This window comes from Propioniciclava soli (assembly GCF_038502305.1).
In the GTDB taxonomy this organism is placed as follows: domain Bacteria; phylum Actinomycetota; class Actinomycetes; order Propionibacteriales; family Propionibacteriaceae; genus Propioniciclava; species Propioniciclava soli.
In genome coordinates this window covers 3,228,725-3,248,966 of sequence record NZ_CP115965.1, presented here as the reverse complement: position 1 = coordinate 3,248,966, position 20,242 = coordinate 3,228,725, and the positions used below count along the sequence as shown (strand labels likewise).

Below are 20,242 nucleotides of genomic sequence, written 5' to 3'. Positions count from 1 at the left end.
GTCACCGGCCCAGGAGGGCGCCCAGGCCGGCGACGAGGCCCCAGATGAGCAGGCCGGCCAGGGCGAGCGCCACCGCGATGAAGCCGATCACCATGGCGACGGCCAGCACCCCGTAGGTGCGGGCGCTGGCGTCGACATGGCGGTTTTCGATGACGCACCGCTCCAGCAGGCGGAAGTTCTTCCGGTTCGCGCGGTGCAGGACGTCGGCGGCGTCCCCGACGACCGGGACGAAGCCGAGCAGCGCGTCCACGAGCAGGTTCCACCCCATGCGGGCGAGGACGTGCAACGGGACGCGCTGCCGGACGGCGTCCGCCATGATCGCGGCCGACAACCCCGTGCCGACGACATCGCCGATCCCCGGCACCAGGCCGACGAGGGCGTCCAGCCCGATGCCGATCCCGGTGCCGGGGATCCGCACGAGATCATCCGTCACGCGCGCCAGGCGGCGGCTTATCGCGATGTCGGGATAGACGCGGCGCGGCTCGGGCGGCGGTGGTGGGTCTGCGGGCACGACGGCAGTCTAGGTCGGGTCCGGGAGGTGGGACGGGTTCGCCAACCGCACGGAATTTGGTTAGGTTAGCCTCACCTAAACCACTCCTCAGGAGGATTTCCATGCCGTTCGCCCCTGTCGCAAGGGTACTGGCCCTGTCGGTCGCAGCGCTCGCCCTGGCCGGGTGTGGCGCTCCTGCCGCGACGCCCACCGCCACCACCGAGACCCAGACCACCGTCACGGTCAGCGACAACGTCGGGGAGCACACCATCGCGGTGCCGCCCGCCTCGGTGGTCGCGACGGACAACCGCCTGTTCGAGACCCTCTCGGACTGGGGCGTCCAGCTGGCCGCCGCGCCCCGCGACCTGATCCCCACCACGATCGCGTACCGGGACGACGAGTCGGTGGTCAACCTCGGCAGCCACAACGAGCCCAACCTCGAGGCCGTGGTGGCCGTCGAGCCCGATCTCATCATCAACGGCCAGCGCTTCGCCCAGTACGGCGAGGACTTCGCCCGGCTGGTGCCGGACGCCACCGTCCTCACCCTCGACCCGCGCGACGGTGAGCCGCTGGACGAGGAGCTCAAGCGGGGCGTCGGCGTGATCGGCCAGGTGTTCGACAAGGAGGCCGAGGCCCAGCAGCTCTCCGACGACCTCGACGCCGCCATCGCCCGCGCCGAGGCCGCCTACGACCCGTCGATGACGGTCATGGCCGTCAACGTCTCCGGCGGCAACATCGGCTACATCGCCCCCGTCGCGGGCCGCACGCTCGGGCCGGTCTTCGACATCCTCGGCCTCACGCCGGCCCTCGAGATCGAGGGGGCGACCGACGATCACCAGGGTGACGACATCTCGGTGGAGGCCATCGCGGCCTCGAACCCGGGCCTGATCCTCGTCCTGGACCGTGACGCCGCCGTGGCCGCCGACGACGCGAGCTACCAGCCGGCCAGCCAGGTGCTCGAGGGCTCGGAGGCGTTGGCGAACGTGACCGCCATCACGGAGGGCAACGTCGTCTACCTGCCGAACGACACCTACACCAACGAGGGCATCCAGACGTACACGGAGTTCTTCAACACCCTCGCCGACCAGCTGGAGTCGCAGCCGTGACCGTCCCCTCCCCGGCCGCGGGCGCCGTGAGGGCGCCGGGCCGGGGACGGGCGCCGGGCCGCCTCGTCGACCCGAAGCTCCTTCTCGGCATCCTGGTCGTGGGCGCGCTGCTGGTCGCGTCCCTCTTCACCGGGGTGTACGACATCTGGGGTGCCGACGATGGTGCCGCGATGTTTGCGATCACCCGGGTGCCGCGCACCATCGCGCTCGTGCTGGCCGGTGCCGCCATGGCCATGTCGGGCCTGGTGATGCAGCTGTTGACCCAGAACCGGTTCGTCGAGCCCACCACGACGGGCACCACGGAGTGGGCGGGCCTGGGGTTGTTGTTGGTGATGGTCGTGGCTCCCGAGGCGAGCCTCACCACCCGCATGATCGGCGCCGTGGTGGCGTCGTTCGTGGGCACCGTCATCTTCTTCGCGTTCCTGCGCCGCGTCACGCTGCGGTCGTCCCTCATCGTGCCCATCGTCGGCATCATGCTGGGCGCGGTGGTCGGCTCCATCTCGACCTTCATCGCGCTGCGGACGAACTCGCTGCAGATCATCGGCGTGTGGTTCGCGGGCAGCTTCACCGACATCATCCGCGGCCAGTACGAGGTGTTGTGGATCACGGGTCTCGTCGGCGTCGCGGTGTTCATCGCGGCCGACCGCTTCACGGTGGCCGGCCTCGGCGAGGAGATCGCCACCAACGTGGGCCTGAACTACCCCCGCATGGTGCTCATCGGCACCGGCCTCATCGCGGTCGCCACCGGCGTCGTGACGGTCGTGGTCGGCAACCTGCCGTTCCTCGGCCTCATCGTGCCCAACATCGTCTCCCTCATCCGCGGCGACGACCTGCGCAGCAACCTGCCCTGGGTCTGCCTGCTCGGCATCGGGATCGTCACCGTCTGCGATCTGGTGGGCCGCACCCTCATCATGCCGTTCGAGGTGCCGGTCTCCCTGATCCTCGGCATGCTCGGCGCCGTCGTCTTCATCGCCCTCCTGCTGCACCGGCGCCGCCGTGGCTGACGTCCTCTCCCGCCCCGCGCCGGCTCGCCCGGCGGACGCCCCCGCGTCCGGCCCGCTGCCCACCGTGGCCGCCCGCCGGCGCTACACCGTCGTCGTGGTGGTGCTCGCGGCGATGGCCCTGGGTTTCGGCTTCGGCCTGCTGGCGTGGGCCAACCCCATGCCGGTCGGGTCGCTCGGGTTCTGGCGCATCGCCGAGCTGCGCGCCACCAATCTCGTCACCATGGGCGTGGTCGCCCTCTGCCAGGCCGTGGCCACCGTCAGCTTCCAGACCGTCACCACCAACCGCATCCTGACCCCCTCGATCATGGGTTTCGAGGCCCTGTACGCCGCGATCCAGACGACGGCCGTCTACGTCCTCGGCGTCACCGGCATCATCGCCCTGCAGGGGCTGCCGCAGTTCGTGCTGCAGGTCGTGGTGATGGTCGCGTTCTCGGCCCTGCTGTATGGCTGGCTCCTCACCGGCCGCTTCGGCAACCTCCAGATCATGCTGCTGATCGGCATCATCCTCGGCGGCGGCCTGCGCTCGGTCTCCTCCTTCATGCAGCGTCTGCTGACCCCGAGCGAGTTCGACGTGCTCACCGCCCGGTTGTTCGGCAACGTCAGCAACGCCGACCCGCAGTACCTGCTCGTCGGCGTCCCCGTGGCCCTCGTCGTCTCCGGGGTGTTGTACCTGCGCTCCCACCGGCTCAACGTGCTGGCGCTTGGCCGGGAGACCAGCCTCAACCTCGGGGTCAACCACCGCCGCGAGCTCATCACGGTGCTCGTGCTGGTCTCGATCCTGATGGCCATCTCGACCGCGTTGGTCGGCCCGCTGACCTTCCTCGGGTTCCTGGTGGCGACGCTGTCGTACCAGTTGGCCGACACCTACGACCACCGCCTCATCTTCCCGGTCGCCGTGCTGACCGGCTTCGTGGTGCTGAGCGGTGCCTACTTCGTCATGAACCACGTCTTCCGGGCCGAGGGTGTGGTGTCCGTCATCATCGAGCTGGTGGGGGGAACCGTGTTCCTGTTCGTGATCGTGAGGAAGGGGCGCCTGTGATCCGCGTCACGGACGTCATCAAGCGCTACTCCAGCGAGGTGGCCATCGGGCCGGTCGACCTCGCCATTGAGCCGGGCGGCATCATCGCCCTCGTCGGCCCCAACGGGGCCGGCAAGTCGACGCTCCTGACGATGATGGGCCGCCTGCTGGGCATGGACGGGGGCAGCATCAGCATCGCCGGGCACGACGTCGCGCGGACGCCCTCGCGCGAGCTGGCCACGATCGTCTCGATCCTGCGGCAGGAGAACCACTTCATCACCCGATTGACGGTGCGCCAACTCGTCGGGTTCGGTCGCTTCCCGTACTCCCAGGGGCGCCTGACGCCGGCCGACGAGCAGATCATCGACCGGGCCATCTCCTTCCTCGACCTCACGGGGCTCGAGGGCCGCTACCTCGACGAACTGTCCGGCGGGCAGCGGCAACGGGCCTACGTCGCCATGGTGCTGGCGCAGGACACGGAGTACGTCTTGTTGGACGAACCCCTCAACAACCTCGACATGCGCCACTCGGTGGCCATGATGCGCCACCTGCACGACGCCGCCCACACGCTGGGGCGCACCATCGTGATCGTGCTGCACGACATCAACTTCGCCTGCCAGTATGCCGACCGGCTGTGCGCCATGAAGGACGGCCGGGTGGTCGCGTTCGGCACGCCGGAGGAGATCATGACCAGCGAGGTCCTCACCGACGTCTTCGAGACGACGGTCGAGGTCATCGACGGACCCCGGGGCCGGTTGGCCGTCTACTACTGAGCCCGCTCACCGAGCCGGGGCCGGCCCCAGGGTGACGACGCGGTCGCAGCGGGCCACGACGGCCGGGTCGTGGGTGATGACGAGCACCGGCCGATCGCCCGCGGAGGCCCAGATGTCGTCCAGCAACGCCGTCGCCGTCTCCGGGTCGAGGTGCTCGCTGGGCTCGTCGAGCACCAGCACCTGCGCCTCGCGCACCAGCAGGCGCGCCAGGGCGAGGCGGCGCTGCTCGCCGCCGGACAGGTCGGTGCCCAGCTCGCCGACGAGCCGGCCCGGGTCGACGCCGAGGCGGGCGCGGGCGAGGGCGTCGGCCACCTGCTCGGCGGACGCGTCCTTGGCGCCGATGCGGACGTTCTCGGCGACGGTGGTGGTGAAGACGTGGGCGTCCTGGGCGAGGTAGCCGATGCGGCCCTCGACGGTCACGGTTCCGGCCACGGGCGGGATCAGCCCGAGCACCGTCGCGGCCAGCGTCGTCTTGCCGACCCCGGAGGGCCCGACGAGGGCCACCCGCTGCCCGGGGGCGACCTCGAGGTCGAGCCCGCTGGCCAGCGGCGCCGCCCCGGGCCAGCCGATGGCCAGGCCCCGCACCGCGAGGCGGGGGGCGGCGACCGGCTCGCCGGTGGCGACATCGCCCGCGCCGACGGTGGGGGCGTCCAGCAGGTCGCGCACCCGAGCCAGGGACGCCGACGCCCGCGTCCAGGTCTGGGCCGCTCGGGTGAAGTCGGCGAACACCTCGTGCAGCGCGAGCGGCATCAGCACGAGCACGGCGAGCATCGGGCGTTCCAGGGTGCCGGCGCGCACGGCGTCCGCCCCGAGCAGCAGGGCGGCGACGACGGAGGCTCCCGCGGCGAGCACCTGCAGCGCCGTCGCCAGCCCGCGCGTCCAGGCGGCGCGGGCGTCGGCGGCGACCAGCCGGGCGTCGGCATCGGCGAGCCGGGCCAGGGCGTCGGCGTCGCGGCCGTGGGCGACGAGGTCGGGTGCCGTCCGGCCGATCTCGTGGACGACGTCGGCCAGGGCACCGCGCGCCGGCACGGCCGCGGCGTCCGCCGTCGCCGACAGCCGCGCGGCCAGCCACGGGGCCGCCACCCCGGCGACCAGGGCGGTGGCCAGCACCGCCAGCGCCACGGGCCACGCAAAGGCGCCCAGCACGAGGGTGGTGCCGAGCAGCACGAACACCCCGGACGCGAACGGCAGCGCCACGCGCACGACGACGTCGAGCACCGCGTCCACGTCGGCGACCACCCGGGCGAGCAGGTCGCCGCGGCGGCGTCCGAGCAGCGTGGTGCGGGCCAGCCGGCCGTACGTCTCCAGGCGCAGGGCCGACTGCAGCTGCAGCGCCAGCTCGTGGCCGACGAGACGCTCGGTGTAGCGGAAGACGCCGCGGCCGATGCCGAAGGCGCGCACGAGCACGGCGGCGGCCGTGAGGTACATGACCGGCGGGTGCTCCGCGGCGCGCGAGAGCAACCACCCCGACACCCCGAGCAGCGCCACCGAGGAGGCCGACGCGAGCGCGGCCAGCAGCACCGCGAGCGCGACGCGCCCCCAGCCGAGCGGCACGCCGGCGACGAGGCGGCCCAGCAACCGGGTCATGGCGTGCCCACTCGCGCGACGGCGCCGATCCGGACGACCCGGTCGGCCCCGGCCAGCACGGCCGGGCGGTGCGACACGACGACCGCGGCCACGCCGGTGGCGCGCAGGCCGGCGAGCAGGGACGCCTCGGCGTCGGCGTCCAGCCCGGCGGTGGGCTCGTCGAGCAGCAGCAGGTCGGCGCCCGCGTCGATGCGCAGCAAGGCCCGGGCGACGGCGACGCGGCGGCGCTCGCCGGCGCTCAGGCCCTCCCCGTCGTCGCCGACGTCGCGAGCCGGGTCCATCCCGGGTGCACCGGCCCGGGCGAGGGCGTCCGCGACCGCGGCGTCGGAGGCGTCCGGATCGCCGAGGCGCACGTTGGTGGCGATCGTGCCCGCCACCATGCCGGGGTTCTGCCCGACGTACGCGATGCGCGCCCGGCCCGGGCCGGCGACCGTGCCCGCCGTGGGGGAGAGGAAGCCGACGAGCGCGTTGAGCACGGTGGTCTTGCCGCCGCCCGACGGGCCGGTGAGCACGACGAACTCCCCGGGCGCGACCGTGAGGTCGACCCCCGCCACGGCCGGGGCGTCGGCGCCCGGATAGGTGTGGGCCAGGCCCTCGACCCGCACGAGCTCACCGGCCGGGAGCGCGGCGGCCGGCCCGGTGGGGGTGGCGGGGGCGGCCTCGATGAAGGTGAGCGCCTCGTCGGCGGCGGCCATGCCGTCGGCGGCGTCGTGGTAGTGGACGCCGACCTGGCGCACCGGCAGGTAGACCTCGGGGGCGAGAATCAGCACGAACAGGGCGGTGGCGAGGTCGAGGTCGTGGGCCACGACGCGGAAGCCCACGGTGACCGCGACCAGGGCGACGCTCAGCGTCGCCAGCAGCTCGAGCACCAGGGCGGAGAGGAACGAGATGCGCAGGGTGCCCATCGTCTCGGCGCGATGGGCGTCCTCGGTGCGGCGCAGGCCGGTGGCCTGGGCGCGGGCCCGGCCGAACACCTGCAGGGTGGGCAGGCCGGTGACGAGGTCGGCGAAGTGGTGGGCGAGGCGCTGCTGGGTGGCCCAGCGCCGCTCGGTGCGGGCCTGCGTCGTCCACCCCACCAGCACCATGAACACCGGAATGAGCGGCAGCGTCAGCGCAATGATCAGCGCGGCCGGCACGTCGGCCAGCAGGATCACCCCGCCCACGAGCACCGGCACCGTCACCGCGAGCAGCAGCTGGGGCAGGTACTTGCCGTAGTAGCCGTCGAGCGCGTCGAGGCCCACCGTGGCGAGCGTCACGAGCCGGGCGGTGGACGCCGAGGGGTCCAGCGGGCGGGCGAGCCGGGCCGCGACGAGGTCGCGGCGCAGACGCGATTTCACGGCCGCGACGGTGCGGTGCGCGAGCACCTGGTTGAGCCAGCCCAGCGCGGCCTTGCCGGCGAAGATCGCAGCCAGCGCGAGCGCGGCACCCCCGAGCTCCGGCCACCACCCGGTGCCGGGGGTGGGGCTGGTGTATTCCCACCCGGGGGCGGCGGCGAACACGCCGCTGATCGCCCCCGCGAGCACCCACGCCTGAGCGACGGTCAGCACGGCGACCAGGCAGCCGATGAGGGCGCCGGCGACGAGGTACCACCGGGTCGCTGCCGCGCGGCGCACCAGCCGTGGGTCGATCGGTCCCCGCCGTCGTCCCTCGCCTGCCACCACGACAGGTTACGCGGCCAGCGAGGCGTCCTCCGGGATGTTCTTGGTGCTGAGGCGCTTGCGGAACACCCAGAGCGTCCAGCCCTGGTAGGCGAGCACGATCGGCACGAACACCACCGCGGCACCCGTCATGATCGAGAGCGTCAGGTCGGTCGACGCCGCCTGGACGCGATCCAGCGGCACGGCCACGGCGCTGTTGTCGAAGCCCAGGTTGGGCCACATGCGGGCGAAGATCCACACCGCGACGGTGAAGATCGTGACGGTCGTGAGCACGAAGGCCCAGCCGTCGCGTCCGGCGCGGATCGCGAGCCAGCTGCCGACGAGCGCGACCGCCGCGACCGCGGCGAGCAGCCAGCCGAGGACGCCGAACCCGTACGCGAGGTTGGCCCACAGCAGGTAGGCGGCACCGCCGATGATGGCGACGACGCCGACCTTGCCGGCGAACTCCTCGGCCCGGTCGTGGACGACGTCACGGGTCTTGAGGGCGAGGAAGTTGGCGCCGTGGAACAGGAACAGCACCACGAGCACGACGCCGCCGAGCAGCGCGAACGGGCTGAACAGGCTCCAGAAGCCGCCGGAGAACACGTACAGGTTGTCGTTGCCGGGGGCCGTGGTGACCGGCATGCCGATGATGAAGTTGGCGAACCCGACGCCGAACACGAGCGACACCACGAAGGAGCCGACGCCGGCCATCACGTCGAAGCGGGTGCGCCATGCCGAGTCGGGGTTCTTGGCGCGGTACTCGAAGGCCACGCCGCGGATGATGAGGCCGACGAGGATCAGGAACAGCGGGAGGTACAGCCCCGAGAACAGCGTGGCGTACCAGCCCGGGAAGGCCGCGAACGTGGCCCCACCGGCGGTGAGCAGCCACACCTCGTTGCCGTCCCACAGCGGGCCGATGGTGTTCACGATGACCCGGCGCTCCTTCTCGTTGCGGCCGAGCACGCGGATGAGCATGCCGACGCCGTAGTCGAAGCCCTCGAGGATGAGGTAGCCGATCCAGAGCACGGCGATGAGCAGGTACCAGACGACCTGCAGGGTGGTGGGTTCGGTGGCGAGCAGCGTCACGGGAGTCTCCTTCCTCAGTAGGCGAAGGAGAGGACGTCGTCCTCACCCTTGATCTCGACCTCGGGCACCTCGGCCGGCATGCCGGCGTGGGCGTACTTCAGCAGCAGGCCGACCTCGACGACGGCGAGCGCGCCGTAGAGGACGGTGTAGCCCACCATCGACGCGAACACCGTGCCGGCCCCCACGCCGGGGGAGACGGCCAGCTCCGTCGGCAGCACACCGGCCACCACCCAGGGTTGGCGGCCCATCTCGGTGAAGATCCAGCCGGCCGAGTTGGCGAACAGCGGCGCGAGCACCACGGCGATCAGCGTGACGTCCAGCCCCAGGCCGGGTTTCGGGAGCTTGCCGCGCCCCAGCTGCAGCAGCGTGAAGGCGCCGATGCCCATGGCCAGGAAGCCCAGCGTCATCATGATGCGGAACGTCCAGTAGCTGACGGGGATGATGGGCGTGAAGTCGGTGATGCCGAGCGTGGCCAGCTTCTCGGCGTAGGCCTGCTGCAGCGGCGAGTCGGGGTTCACCAGCTCGCCGCGCTGGTAGGCGGCCTGCAGGTTGCGGATGCCGGGGATCTCGGCGTACGGGTCGCCCGCGGCCAGGAAGCCCAGCACGCCCGGCACGTGCAGTTCGAAGACCGGCTCGGTGCCGTCGAGCGTCCCGATGGTGAGCAGGGAGAACGGCGCCATCTCGCCGTCGCCGCCGGCCGTCTCGTAGAGGGCCTCGGCGGCCGCCATCTTCATGGGCTGCACGTCGTACATGATCTTGGCCTGCAGGTCGCCGGAGATCACCGTGGCCAGGCCTGCGCCGAGCAGCACCCACGCGCCGAGCTTCGTCGCCCAGCGGTAGCCCGCCACGTCGTCGTCCTCGGCCGGCGTCCGGTCGGCCTTGTTGAGCCGCGCCAGGTGCCACGCGGCCACGGCCAGGACGAAGCCCGAGCCGGTCATGAACGCGGCGGCCACGGTGTGGGGGAACGTGACGAGGAACACCGGGTTGGTGAACAGGGCGAGGAAGTCGGTCATCTCCGCCCGGTCGGTGATCGGGTTCCAGGTCGCACCCACCGGGTTCTGCATGAAGCTGTTGGCGGCGAGGATGAACACCGCCGAGAGCAGCGTGCCGCTGGACGCCAGCCAGATGCACATCAGGTGGACCTTGCGGGACAGGCGGTCCCACCCGAAGATCCACAGGCCGAGGAAGGTGGACTCGAGGAAGAACGCGAGCAGGGCCTCCAGGGCGAGGGGCGCGCCGAAGATGTCGCCGACGAAGCGGCTGTACTCCGACCAGTTCATGCCGAACTGGAACTCCTGGACGATGCCCGTCACGACGCCCATGGCGAAGTTGATGAGGAACAACTTGCCGAAGAACTTCGTGAGGCGCAGGTACGTGGCGTCGCCGGTGCGGTACCAGCGGGTCTGCATGACGGCGACGAGGAAGGACAGCGAGATCGTGACCGGCACGAAGAAGTAGTGGTAGACGGTCGTGATCCCGAACTGCCACCGTGCGAGGATGTCCGGACTCATGCGGCGGAGTGTACTACTTTGCGTCGTACGACACCACCCGGCGGGTTACGATGCTGCCGTGTCGATTCTCGGAGAGCTGGAACAGGCGGTGATGGACGCCCTGTGGCGCCGGTCAGCCCCCACATCCGTGCGCGACGTCCACGCTGAATTGGCCGCCCAGCGCGAGATCGCCTACACCACCGTCATGACCGTGCTCGACCGGCTCGCCAAGAAGGGCATCGTCGTCCGCCAGCTCGACGGCCGCGCCTGGTTCTACGAGCCCGCGCACTCCCGCGTCGAGCTGCACGCCCGCGCGATCGAGGACATTCTCGGGGACCTCCCCCTCGATGTCCGTCACGCGGTGTGGGAGCGGTTGCGAGCCGGGGACTCCGCCGACTGACGCGTCGTTTGGGCAGCCTGCCCTTCGTTGCCGGATGCGCGATTCGGGATCAGGATCGGGGCATGAGCGAGACCCCGCCCGCTGCTGCCGCCCCGGCCGCGTCGCAGCCCACGCCCCTCGACGTGTCCGGCTCGGACGCCGGGCTGCTGAACAAGCTGCGCGCCGCCGTGCTGGGGGCCAACGACGGCATCGTGTCGATCGCCGGCATGGTCATGGGCGTGGCCGGCGCCACGACCGATTCCGTGTCCATCCTGGTCGCCGGGATCGCCGGGCTCGTCGCCGGTGCGCTGTCGATGGCCGTCGGGGAGTACGTCTCGGTCAGCGCCCAGCGGGACAGCGAGCGCGCCCTGCTGGCCCGGGAGGGCCGCCCCGCCCAGCAGCTCATCAGCGCCTGGGCGGCCGCCGGGGCGTCCATGGCCGCGTTCACCGCGGGCGCGCTGGTGCCGTTGCTGGCGATGGTGCTGACCCCGCCGGCGTTCCGGGTCGCCGCGACCGTGGCGGCCGTGGTGGTGGCGTTGAGCCTCACGGGTTACCTCAGCGCCCGCGCCGGCCGGGCGCCGGCCGGGGTCGCCGTGGCGCGTGTCATCACCGGGGGCCTGCTGGCCATGGCGATCACCTACGGCATCGGCGCGCTGGTGGGCACCCAACTCGGCTGACGTCCCCGGTTTGGGGAGGGAGCCTCAGTTGCGGACGCCGCCCTCGTCGAGCAGGTCGACGTCCTCGATCCGGGTCGGCCGCTGGCGCAGGGCCTTGTTCACGAGGAACGTGATGAAGCCGAGCACCGCGCCGATCGCGATGAGCACCAGCGCGATGGTGAACTGCTCCAGGGGGCGTCCGGTCCAGGGCCCGACGAGGTAGAACGTGCAGAGCCCGGCGACGACGGGCAGCCACGTGGGCGCCCGGAAGTGGGAGTGGGCCACGGGGTCGCGGCGCAGCACGAGGACGGCCACGTTGACGAGGGTGAACACGGCCAGCAGCAGCAGGGCGGTGGTGCCGCCGAGCTGGGAGACCTGGCCGACGAACGTGATCAGGGCGATGGCCAGGCCGGTGGTGAACAGGATCGACACCCACGGCGTCCGCCGGCTCGGCAGCACGCGGGAGAACACGTGCGGCAGGACGAGCTGGCGGCCCATGCCGTAGAGCAGGCGGGAGGCCATCATCATGTTGATGAGCGCGGTGTTGGCCACGGCGAACATGGAGATGAACGGGAAGACGGCGCCGAACGGGAGCCCGGGGGCGCCCATCTCGACGACTGTCAGCAGCGGCGTCGCGCCGGTCTCGGTGAGCTCGCCGATCGGCACGATCGCCACCGCCGTCATGGACACGAGGACGTAGATCACGCCGGTGATGCCGAGGCCGGTCAGCATGATCGGCGGGAAGATCTTGGAGGGGTTCTTGGTCTCCTCGGCCATGTTCACCGAGTCCTCGAAGCCGACCATCGCGAAGAACGCCACCGACGTGGCGGCGGAGAGGGCGAGGAACCAGCCCTTGTCCTGCGGCGTCTCGAACAGCAGCACGCGGCTGAAGTCGGCGCGGCCGCTCGACATCGCGAGGAAGCCCACGAAGATCACCAGCAGCAGGCCCGACAGCTCGATGCACGTGAGCACCACGTTGGCCTTGACGGATTCCGCGACCCCGTAGAGGTTGACGCCCATCACGAGCAGCATGAACCCGATGGCCACAACCGTCACGATCGTGGGGTCGGTGCCCAGGCCGAAGCCCTTCATGAAGTTCTCGGCGAACGCCCGCGACGCGGTGGCGCTCGAGGTGATGCCCGACGCCATCACGGTGAACGCGACCATGAACGTCAGGAAGCCGATCCTGAACGCCTTGTGGGTGAACACGGCCGCTCCCCCGGCGTGGGGGTACTTGGTGACGAGCTCGAGGTAGGAGAAGGCCGTCATCAGCGCCACTGCGAACGCGACCAGGAACGGCAACCAGACCACGCCGCCCACCTCGCGGGCGACCGTGCCGGTGAGGGCGTAGATGCCCGTGCCCAGGATGTCGCCGATGATGAACAGCAACAGCAGGCCGGGGCCCATGACCCGCTTCAGCTCCGGTTCGGCGTGGGGGGTGGTGCTCGGCTCCGCCATGGCGCGCTCCTCGTCCGTGGGGCCGGGTGGCCCGCCGGTACTCTGCACCTCCCGCTGCGGGTGCGTAAAGGGCCCGCGCGCAATCGTCACGGGCCCTTAACACGTCCGGCCGTCCGGATCACACCGTCCGGTTCAGACCCCGGCGTCCTCCTCGACCGCCCCGGCGAACTGGCTCGCGTGCAGGCGCGCGTAGCTGCCCTCGGCGGCCAGCAGCTCCTCGTGGTTGCCCTGCTCGACGATGGAGCCGTTCTCCATGACGAGGATCACGTCGGCGTCGCGGATCGTGGAGAGGCGGTGGGCGATGACGAAGCTCGTCCGGTCGGTGCGCAGGGCCGCCATCGCGCGCTGCAGGAGCAGCTCGGTGCGGGTGTCGACCGACGAGGTGGCCTCGTCGAGGATGAGGATGGTCGGGTCGGCCAGGAACGCCCGGGCGATGGTGATGAGCTGCTTCTCACCGGCCGAGACGTTGGAGCCCTCCTCGTCGATCACCGTGTCGTAGCCGTCCGGCAGCGCGTGGACGAACCGGTCGACGTAGGTCGCGGTGGCGGCGGTGAGGATCTCCTCCTCGGTCGCGCCCGGGCGTCCGTAGGCGATGTTGTCGCGAATCGTGCCGCCGAACAGCCACGTGTCCTGCAGCACCATGCCCATCCGCGAGCGCAGCTCGGCGCGGGGGATGGCCGTGATGTCGACCCCGTCGATCGTGATGCGGCCCTGCTGCACCTCGTAGAAGCGCATGAGCAGGTTCACCAGCGTCGTCTTGCCCGCCCCCGTCGGGCCCACGATCGCGACCGTCGAACCCGGCTCGGCGACGAGGCTGAGGTGCTCGATGAGCGGCTTGTCGGGGGAGTAGCTGAACGACACGTCCTCGAACGCGACGCGTCCGCGCAGGCCCCGCGGCAGGGCGGCCGCGTGCTCGGGGGACTGCTCCTCGGCGTCCAGCACCTGGAAGACCCGCTCGGCGGACGCGACGCCCGACTGCAGCAGGTTCGCCATCGACGCCACCTGGGTGATCGGCTGGGTGAACATGCGGGAGTACTGGATGAACGCCTGGACGTCGCCCAGCGTCATCTGGCCCGACGCCACCCGGACGCCGCCGACGACGGCGACCGCGACGTAGGAGAGGTTTCCGATGAACATCATCACCGGCATCATCAGCCCGGAGATGAACTGGGCCGAGAACGCGGCATCGCGGAGCTGGTGGTTGTCGCGCGAGAAGGCCTGCTCCACCTCGCGGCTGCGGCCGAACACCTTCACCAGGGCGTGGCCGGTGTAGGCCTCCTCCACCTGGGCGTTGACGTCGCCGGTCGACTTCCACATGTCGGCGAACTTGCCCTGCGCGCGGCGTCCGATGAGGATGGCGGCGCCCAGCGAGATCGGCACGGCCACCAGGGCGATGACCGCCAGCACCGGGGAGACCCAGAACATCATGCCGAGGACGCCGACCAGCATGAGCAGGTTGGTGAGCAGCTGGCTCAGCGTCTGCTGTAGCGAGGTGGCGATGTTGTCGATGTCGTTGGTGACGCGGCTCAGCAGCTCACCGCGGGGCTGCCGGTCGAAGTAGGACAGGGGGAGCCGATCGAGCTTGGTCTGGACGTCGCGGCGCATCCGGTACACCGAGTTCTGCACGACGTCGTTGAGGATCCAGCCGGCCGCCCACGTGAAGGCGCCGCCGATGACGGCCAGGCCCAGCGCGAGCCAGGCCACCTGGGCAACGGCCGTCCAGTCCACGCCCACGCCGGGCGTGATGCCCGGCATGCCCGTCAGCATGTCGGCGAAGGTGTTCTCGCCGGCGGCGCGCAGCTGGGCGATGGCCTGCTCGAGCGTGATGCCGGCGGGCAGGTTCTTGCCGATGAGGCCCTCGAACAGGTGGTCCGTCATCGCGCCGAGCACGCGGGGCTGGACGACGTTGGCGAGCACACCGATGGCGGTGAGCACGACGACGATCCCGATCTTGCCCCGCTCGGGGCGCAACTGGCCGAGCAGGCGGCGCAGCGACGGGCCGAAGTTGATGGCCTTCTCGACGGGTCCCTGGGCCATGGGGCCGTGGCCGCGGGACTGGGGGCCGTGCTTGGGGCGCTCGGGGGCGTCCACGACGCGGCCGTCGTCCGACGTCGGTTGGGACGCCTCGGGCTGCTTGTTCTTGCTCATGCCACTTCCTCCGCCTTGAACTGGGACTCGACGATCTCGACGTACGTCGGGCAGGTCGCGAGCAGCTGGTCGTGCGTCCCGATGCCGTCGATGCGGCCGTGGTCGAGCACGACGATCTGGTCGGCGTCGCGGATCGTGGCGATCCGCTGGCCGACGATGACGACGGCGGCGTCCGCCGTCTCGGACGCCAGCGCCGCGCGCAGGCGGGCGTCAGTGGCGACGTCGAGCGCGGAGAAGCTGTCGTCGAACAGGTACACGTCCGGACGCCGCACGAGCGCCCGCGCGATCGACAGCCGTTGGCGCTGACCGCCGGAGACGTTGGTGCCGCCCTGGGCGATGGCGGCGTCGAGGCCGCCTTGCATCTTCTCGACGAAGTCGCGGGCCTGGGCGACCTCGAGGGCGTGCCAGAGCTCCTCGTCGGTCGCCTCCGGGTTGCCGTAGCGCAGGTTGGAGGCCACGGTGCCGGTGAACAGGTACGGCTTCTGCGGCACGAGGCCGATCGCGTTCCACAACACCTCGGGGTGCAGCTCGCGGACGTCGACGCCGTCGACCCGCACGGTGCCGGCGGTCGCGTCGAACAGGCGGGGGATGAGGTTGACCAGCGTGGACTTGCCCGAGCCGGTCGAGCCGATGATGCCGGTGGTGGTGCCGGGGGTGACGCGGAAGGAGATGTCCGACAGCACGGGGGCCTCCGCGCCGGGGTAGGAGAAGCTGACGGCGTCGAGATCCACCGCACCGTGGTCGATCACGTCGCCGACCGGGTTCGCGGGCGGCACGACCGAGCTGCGCGTGTCGAGCACCTCGCGGATGCGGATGGCGCACACCTGGGCGCGGGGGGCGATCATCAGCATCATCGTCGACATCATCACGCTCATCAGGATCTGCGTGAGGTACTGCAGGAACGCCGTGAGCTGGCCGATCTGCATCTCGCCGGCCTCCACCCGCAGGCCACCGAACCACATGACGCCGACGCTGGAGGCGGACATGACGAGCTGGACGAAGGGGAACAGGGTGAGCATGCGGCGTCCGACCCGCAGCGACACGTCGGTCAGGTCCCGGTTGGCGGACGCGAACCGCTCGCCCTCGTGCTCCTCGCGGACGAACGCGCGGATGACGCGCAGGCCGCTGATCTGCTCGCGCAGCACCCGGTTGAGGGCGTCGATGCGCACCTGCATGGCCCGGAACAGCGGCAGCGCCTGCATGAGGATCACGGCGATCACGATGCCGAGGACGCCGACGGCGACGGCGATCAGCCAGCTCAGCCCGACGTCCTCGCGCAGGGCCATGATGAGGCCGCCGACCATCATGATCGGCGCCTGCACGATCATGAAGGCGGTCATCATGACGAGCTGCTGGATCTGCTGGACGTCGTTGGTCGTCCGCGTGATGAGGCTCGGGGCGCCGAAGGTGTTCACCTCGCGCGTCGAGAACGACAGGACGTGGGAGAAGATGTCGGCGCGCAGGTCGCGGCCGACGTTCATGGCCGTCCGGGCGCCGAAGTAGACGGCGGCGGCCTGGCCCACGATCTGGCCGAACGTGACGGCCAGCATGGTGCCGCCGAGGTTCCAGATGGCGGGGATGTCGCCCACGGCGACGCCCTCGTCGATGATCCGGGCGTTCAGCGTGGGCAGGTAGAGCGCCGCGGCCGTGGCGATGAGCTGGAACAGCACGACCAGCGCGATCGCCCCGATGTAGGGCTTGAGATAGGTGCGGAGCAGGGAGAGGAGCATCAGGCCTCCTTGGGGCCGGCCAGGCCGCTGAGGGCCAGCTGGGCGAGCGTGTCGGGATCGGTGAGGTCGGACGCCCCGACCAACGGGTGGTGCGCCCCGAACGAGAGGGCGACGAGGAGGGCCGCCGCGCGTTCCGGGGTGGTGCGCAGGGCGGCGACGTGGGGGGCAAGCGTGGCGGCGACGTGGGCGAGGACCTCGCGGTGCAGGGCGGTGAAGTCCGGCCGCGGGCAGGCCGAGCCGTCCGGCTTCGCGGCCGGGCGCGGGGAGTCGGCCATCGCGGGGTGCGGAAACACCGCGGTGAGCGCGCGGACGTCGTCGAGGTGGTGGAGCATGGTCGTCAGCAGCGCCCGCGTGGTGGTGGGCAGGTCGTCGGACGCGGCGGCGTCCAGCTCGCCGGTCAGGTGCTCGATCGACAGGGCCTCGGTGAGGCAGGTGTGGATCAGATCGTCCTTGGACTCGAAGACCCGGAAGATCGTGCCCTCGGCCACGCCCGCGGCCTCCGCGATCTGGCGGGTGGACAGGGTCGGACCATGGGTGCGCAGCAGCGGGAGGGTGGCGTCGACGAGCAGGCGTCGGCGTTCCTCGGGCGGCAGGGGAGTGGCTCGGGTCACCGGCACAGCGTAAGTGAGTGAGCGCTCACTCACCAAGCGGGTTGCGCGGTGTTGCCGCGCCGCCCCGCTGGGTTGCCGGTGTGGGGTGGGAGGAGGGATACCGTCACGGGGAAAGGGGTGCGCGATGGAGATGCTCGTGACGGCGCTGACGCTCATCGCGATCATCGCGCTGGGCCACCTCGTGAAGCGGATCGGGTGGCTGCAGGCGTCCGACTTCCGGCCCCTGAGCATCATCGCCCTGCGCATCACCCTGCCGTGCGCGCTCGTGACGAGCTTCGACAGCTTCGAGATCGGGCCGCAGCTGTTCGCCATTCCCTACGTCGGGGCATTCCTCGGGCCCGAGGCGATCGTGGTGGCGTCCATGTTCGACATCGGCAACGCGCTCGCCGGCGCGGGCATCGCGTACGCCTGGGGGCTCGGGCTGGCGTCCGGACGCCCCGCGTCGCTGGGGCGGTTCGTGCGAACCGTGTTCTCCTCTCCGGTGTTCCTGACGTACCTGGCGCTCGTGGTGATGGGGCTGGCGCGCGTGCGGTTGCCCGACCCGGTGCTGCAGTTCACCGCCACCGTGGGCGCGGCCAACACCTTCGTGGCGATGTTCATGATCGGGGTGGGGCTCGAGCTGGTGCTCGACCGGCGGGCCTACGGCAACGCGCTGCGGTTCTTGGCCACGCGGTGGGCCGTGATGGCGGTGGCGGCGGCCGTGCTGTGGTTCGTGCTGCCGTTCGGGCCGGCCGAGAAGGCAATCCTGCTGGCGCTGCTGTGCGCGCCCATGGCGGCGATGACCTCGGGATTCACCGCCGAGGCGGGCCTCGACGTGCGGGTGTCGACGTTCATGACCACCATGAGCGTGCTCGTCGCGATCGTCGCGATGCCCGTGGTGCTGTCGCTGCTGTGACACCCGGGGTGTGAGGCTCGCGGCGTGACGTCCCGGCTGTGATGTCGCATTCCTGCGAGAGCGCGGGGCGTGCGTGGGGGAGGATGGATGCCGTGATGCCCGCCCGCGAGACCTGCCTCGCCGCCGTCGACAGCCGCGACGCGCGGTTCGACGGGGCGTTCGTCACGGGGGTCACGTCCACCGGCATCTACTGCCGACCCAGCTGCCCGGCGCGGACGCCGTCGGCCGCGAACTGCACGTTCCACCCCAGCGCCGCCGCCGCGCAGGCCGCGGGGTTTCGCGCCTGCAAGCGCTGCCGCCCGGACGCCGCCCCCGGCTCGGCGGAGTGGGAGCCCCGTGCCGACGTGACGGCCCGGGTCGTCCGGTTGATCGCCGACGGCGTGGTCGACCGCGACGGCGTGGCCGGGTTGGCGCGGCGGGTGGGTTACTCCCCGCGCCAGCTCGAGCGCCTCACCCTGGCCGAGCTGGGCGCCACCCCCATCGGGCTGGCCCGCGCCCAGCGCGCGCACACCGCGCGGCTGCTGCTGCAGACGACCGACCTCGCGATGGCGGACGTGGCGTTCGCGGCGGGGTTCGGGTCGATCCGGTCGTTCAACGCCACCCTGGTGGCGGCCTACGCGGCGACGCCGTCGGGGTTGCGGGACGCGGGCGGGCCGTCGGAGGCGGGGGCGTCCGGCACCGGCGCCGTGGGCGGGCGGCTGTTGCGGCTCGACGTGCGGTTGCCGGTGCGCCCACCGTTCTGCGCGACCCACCTGTTCGGCCACCTGGTGGCCACCGGGGTGCCCGGCGTCGAGGAGTGGCGCGGCGGTGCCTACCGGCGCACGCTGCGGCTGCCCCACGGGCCGGGCATCGCGGCGCTGACCCCGCGGCCGGACCACGTGGCGGCGACGCTGCACCTGAGTGACCCGCGCGACCTCACCCCCGCCATCGGACGCTGCCGGCGGATGCTCGACCTGGACGCCGATCCGGTGGCCGTCGACGCCCTGCTGGCCCGCGACCCGGTGCTGGCGCCGCTGGTCGCCGCCGATCCCGGGTGTCGAGTGCCGCGCAGCGCCGATCCCGACGAGCTCGCCCTGCGCGTGGTGCTCGGGCAGCAGGTCTCGACCGCCGCGGCGCGGACGGCCGCCGGGCGGCTGGTGGCGCGGCTGGGGGAGCCGATCGCCGACCCCGAGGGCGGCCTGACCCACGTGTTCCCCACCGCGGACGCGGTGGCCGGGGCGTCCGCCGAGGACTACCGCGCGCCGGCGTCCCGGCGGTTGACGCTCATCCGGCTGGCCGCGGCGTTGGCGTCCGGGTCGCTCGATCTGGGGCCGGGCGCCGACCGCGACGAGGCCCGCGCCGGGTTGGCCGCCCTGCCGGGCATCGGCCCCTGGACCGTCGAGATGGTCGCGATGCGCTCCCTCGGCGATCCGGACGCCTTCCCCGCCACCGATCTGGGCGTGCGGCGCGCCGCGGCGGGGCAGGGGCTGCCGGACGGGCGGGCGCTGACCGCCCGGGCCGAGCGCTGGCGTCCGTGGCGGGCGTACGCGACGGTGCACCTGTGGTCCACCCTGGACCACGCGATCAACCGCCTGCCCGCCGACCCTGAGGAGGACGCATGAGACACCGCGTGATCGACTCGCCCGTGGGCCCGCTCACCCTCGTGGTGGACGCGAGCGGCGCGCTGGCGGCGTTGTACACGGCCGACCAGAAGCACTTCCCGGACGCCGCCGCCCTCGGCGAGCGCGACGACACCGTCGCTCCCGACGCGGTCGCGCAGTTGGCCGAGTACTTCGCGGGGACGCGCACGGCGTTCTCGGTGGAGCTGGCGCCGCGGGGCACGGCGTTCCAACACCGGGTGTGGGACGCCCTCGCCGCCATCCCCCACGGGCAGACCCGCTCGTACGGTCAGCTGGCCGCCGACCTGGGGTCGCCCGGGGCATCCCGCGCCGTCGGTGCCGCCACGGGCCGCAACCCGATCAGCATCATCGTGCCGTGTCACCGGCTGGTCGGGTCCACCGGGGCGCTCACCGGTTACGCCGGCGGCACGGAGCGGAAGCGGTGGTTGCTCCACCACGAGGGTGCGCTCCCGGGGGCGTCCGGGTTGGGCTGACGCCCAGTCTCGCTCGTTCAGGCCCGGCTGTCCCTGGCTCGACGGCGGTCGCCGGCGGGGGCGTCCTTACGTCCGAGCC

At 71.8% G+C, this 20,242-nt stretch carries 18 protein-coding genes; 9 read left to right on the top strand and 9 right to left on the bottom strand.

Annotated elements, in window-relative coordinates:
* Position 1: 1 nt before the first annotated feature.
* Complete coding sequence (locus PCC79_RS14670; protein ID WP_342372247.1) at positions 2 to 511, bottom strand: DUF4112 domain-containing protein; 510 nt, start codon at positions 509 to 511, stop codon at positions 2 to 4.
* 101 nt (positions 512 to 612) lie between these two features.
* Between PCC79_RS14670 and PCC79_RS14665 the strand changes: the two genes are divergently transcribed.
* The 4 genes from PCC79_RS14665 to PCC79_RS14650 are packed head-to-tail and all read left to right on the top strand — an operon-like array spanning position 613 to position 4,391.
* Positions 613 to 1,596: a siderophore ABC transporter substrate-binding protein gene (locus PCC79_RS14665; protein WP_232547349.1), complete on the top strand. Its 984-nt coding sequence runs from the start codon at positions 613 to 615 to the stop codon at positions 1,594 to 1,596.
* A complete protein-coding gene (locus tag PCC79_RS14660) occupies positions 1,593 to 2,600 on the top strand; it encodes an ABC transporter permease (RefSeq protein ID WP_342372246.1) in 1,008 nt (335 codons plus the stop codon). Before PCC79_RS14665 ends, PCC79_RS14660 begins: the two co-directional genes overlap by 4 nt.
* Positions 2,593 to 3,639 carry an iron chelate uptake ABC transporter family permease subunit gene (locus PCC79_RS14655; RefSeq protein ID WP_342372245.1) on the top strand — a complete coding sequence of 349 codons (1,047 nt, stop codon included), beginning with the start codon at positions 2,593 to 2,595 and terminating at the stop codon, positions 3,637 to 3,639. The genes PCC79_RS14660 and PCC79_RS14655 overlap by 8 nt, the downstream gene beginning before the upstream one ends.
* Positions 3,636 to 4,391 carry an ABC transporter ATP-binding protein gene (locus PCC79_RS14650; protein ID WP_342372244.1) on the top strand — a complete coding sequence of 252 codons (756 nt, stop codon included), beginning with the start codon at positions 3,636 to 3,638 and terminating at the stop codon, positions 4,389 to 4,391. Before PCC79_RS14655 ends, PCC79_RS14650 begins: the two co-directional genes overlap by 4 nt.
* A gap of 6 nt (positions 4,392 to 4,397) precedes the next feature.
* On the opposite strand, the gene cydC is transcribed toward PCC79_RS14650, so the two are convergent.
* From cydC to PCC79_RS14630, 4 genes are all read right to left on the bottom strand, one after another.
* Positions 4,398 to 5,978: a thiol reductant ABC exporter subunit CydC gene (gene cydC, locus PCC79_RS14645; protein WP_232547353.1), complete on the bottom strand. Its 1,581-nt coding sequence runs from the start codon at positions 5,976 to 5,978 to the stop codon at positions 4,398 to 4,400.
* A complete protein-coding gene (gene cydD, locus PCC79_RS14640; RefSeq protein WP_232547469.1) occupies positions 5,975 to 7,543 on the bottom strand; it encodes a thiol reductant ABC exporter subunit CydD in 1,569 nt (522 codons plus the stop codon). Before cydD ends, cydC begins: the two co-directional genes overlap by 4 nt.
* Positions 7,544 to 7,645: 102 nt before the next feature.
* On the bottom strand, positions 7,646 to 8,704 hold the full coding sequence (gene cydB / locus PCC79_RS14635; protein ID WP_232547354.1) for a cytochrome d ubiquinol oxidase subunit II: 1,059 nt from the start codon (positions 8,702 to 8,704) through the stop codon (positions 7,646 to 7,648).
* 14 nt (positions 8,705 to 8,718) lie between these two features.
* On the bottom strand, positions 8,719 to 10,215 hold the full coding sequence (locus PCC79_RS14630) for a cytochrome ubiquinol oxidase subunit I (protein WP_232547355.1): 1,497 nt from the start codon (positions 10,213 to 10,215) through the stop codon (positions 8,719 to 8,721).
* Positions 10,216 to 10,273: 58 nt separating this feature from the next.
* On the opposite strand from PCC79_RS14630, the gene PCC79_RS14625 reads away from it, so the two are divergent.
* Both PCC79_RS14625 and PCC79_RS14620 read left to right on the top strand, forming a co-directional pair.
* A complete protein-coding gene (locus PCC79_RS14625; RefSeq protein WP_232547356.1) occupies positions 10,274 to 10,594 on the top strand; it encodes a BlaI/MecI/CopY family transcriptional regulator in 321 nt (106 codons plus the stop codon).
* A gap of 8 nt (positions 10,595 to 10,602) precedes the next feature.
* Positions 10,603 to 11,250, top strand: a complete 648-nt coding sequence (locus PCC79_RS14620; RefSeq protein WP_416046539.1) for a VIT1/CCC1 transporter family protein — start codon at positions 10,603 to 10,605, stop codon at positions 11,248 to 11,250.
* 24 nt (positions 11,251 to 11,274) lie between these two features.
* On the opposite strand, the gene PCC79_RS14615 is transcribed toward PCC79_RS14620, so the two are convergent.
* The 4 genes from PCC79_RS14615 to PCC79_RS14600 form a co-directional block, all read right to left on the bottom strand.
* A complete protein-coding gene (locus PCC79_RS14615; protein ID WP_342372243.1) occupies positions 11,275 to 12,687 on the bottom strand; it encodes an APC family permease in 1,413 nt (470 codons plus the stop codon).
* Between the two features lie 132 nt (positions 12,688 to 12,819).
* Positions 12,820 to 14,835 carry an ABC transporter ATP-binding protein gene (locus PCC79_RS14610; RefSeq protein WP_416046540.1) on the bottom strand — a complete coding sequence of 672 codons (2,016 nt, stop codon included), beginning with the start codon at positions 14,833 to 14,835 and terminating at the stop codon, positions 12,820 to 12,822.
* Positions 14,832 to 16,565: an ABC transporter ATP-binding protein gene (locus tag PCC79_RS14605; protein WP_342372242.1), complete on the bottom strand. Its 1,734-nt coding sequence runs from the start codon at positions 16,563 to 16,565 to the stop codon at positions 14,832 to 14,834. The genes PCC79_RS14610 and PCC79_RS14605 overlap by 4 nt, the downstream gene beginning before the upstream one ends.
* Entirely contained in the window at positions 16,565 to 17,176 is a 612-nt protein-coding gene (locus PCC79_RS14600; RefSeq protein WP_342372241.1) for a TetR/AcrR family transcriptional regulator, read from the bottom strand. Before PCC79_RS14600 ends, PCC79_RS14605 begins: the two co-directional genes overlap by 1 nt.
* A gap of 124 nt (positions 17,177 to 17,300) precedes the next feature.
* Here PCC79_RS14600 and PCC79_RS14595 point away from each other — a divergent pair, with 124 nt between their 5' ends.
* From PCC79_RS14595 to PCC79_RS14585, 3 genes are all read left to right on the top strand, one after another.
* Positions 17,301 to 18,071: a hypothetical protein gene (locus PCC79_RS14595; protein WP_342372240.1), complete on the top strand. Its 771-nt coding sequence runs from the start codon at positions 17,301 to 17,303 to the stop codon at positions 18,069 to 18,071.
* A gap of 95 nt (positions 18,072 to 18,166) precedes the next feature.
* Complete coding sequence (locus tag PCC79_RS14590) at positions 18,167 to 19,672, top strand: DNA-3-methyladenine glycosylase 2 family protein (RefSeq protein ID WP_232547471.1); 1,506 nt, start codon at positions 18,167 to 18,169, stop codon at positions 19,670 to 19,672.
* Entirely contained in the window at positions 19,669 to 20,163 is a 495-nt protein-coding gene (locus tag PCC79_RS14585) for a methylated-DNA--[protein]-cysteine S-methyltransferase (RefSeq protein ID WP_232547362.1), read from the top strand. Before PCC79_RS14590 ends, PCC79_RS14585 begins: the two co-directional genes overlap by 4 nt.
* Positions 20,164 to 20,242: the final 79 nt, after the last annotated feature.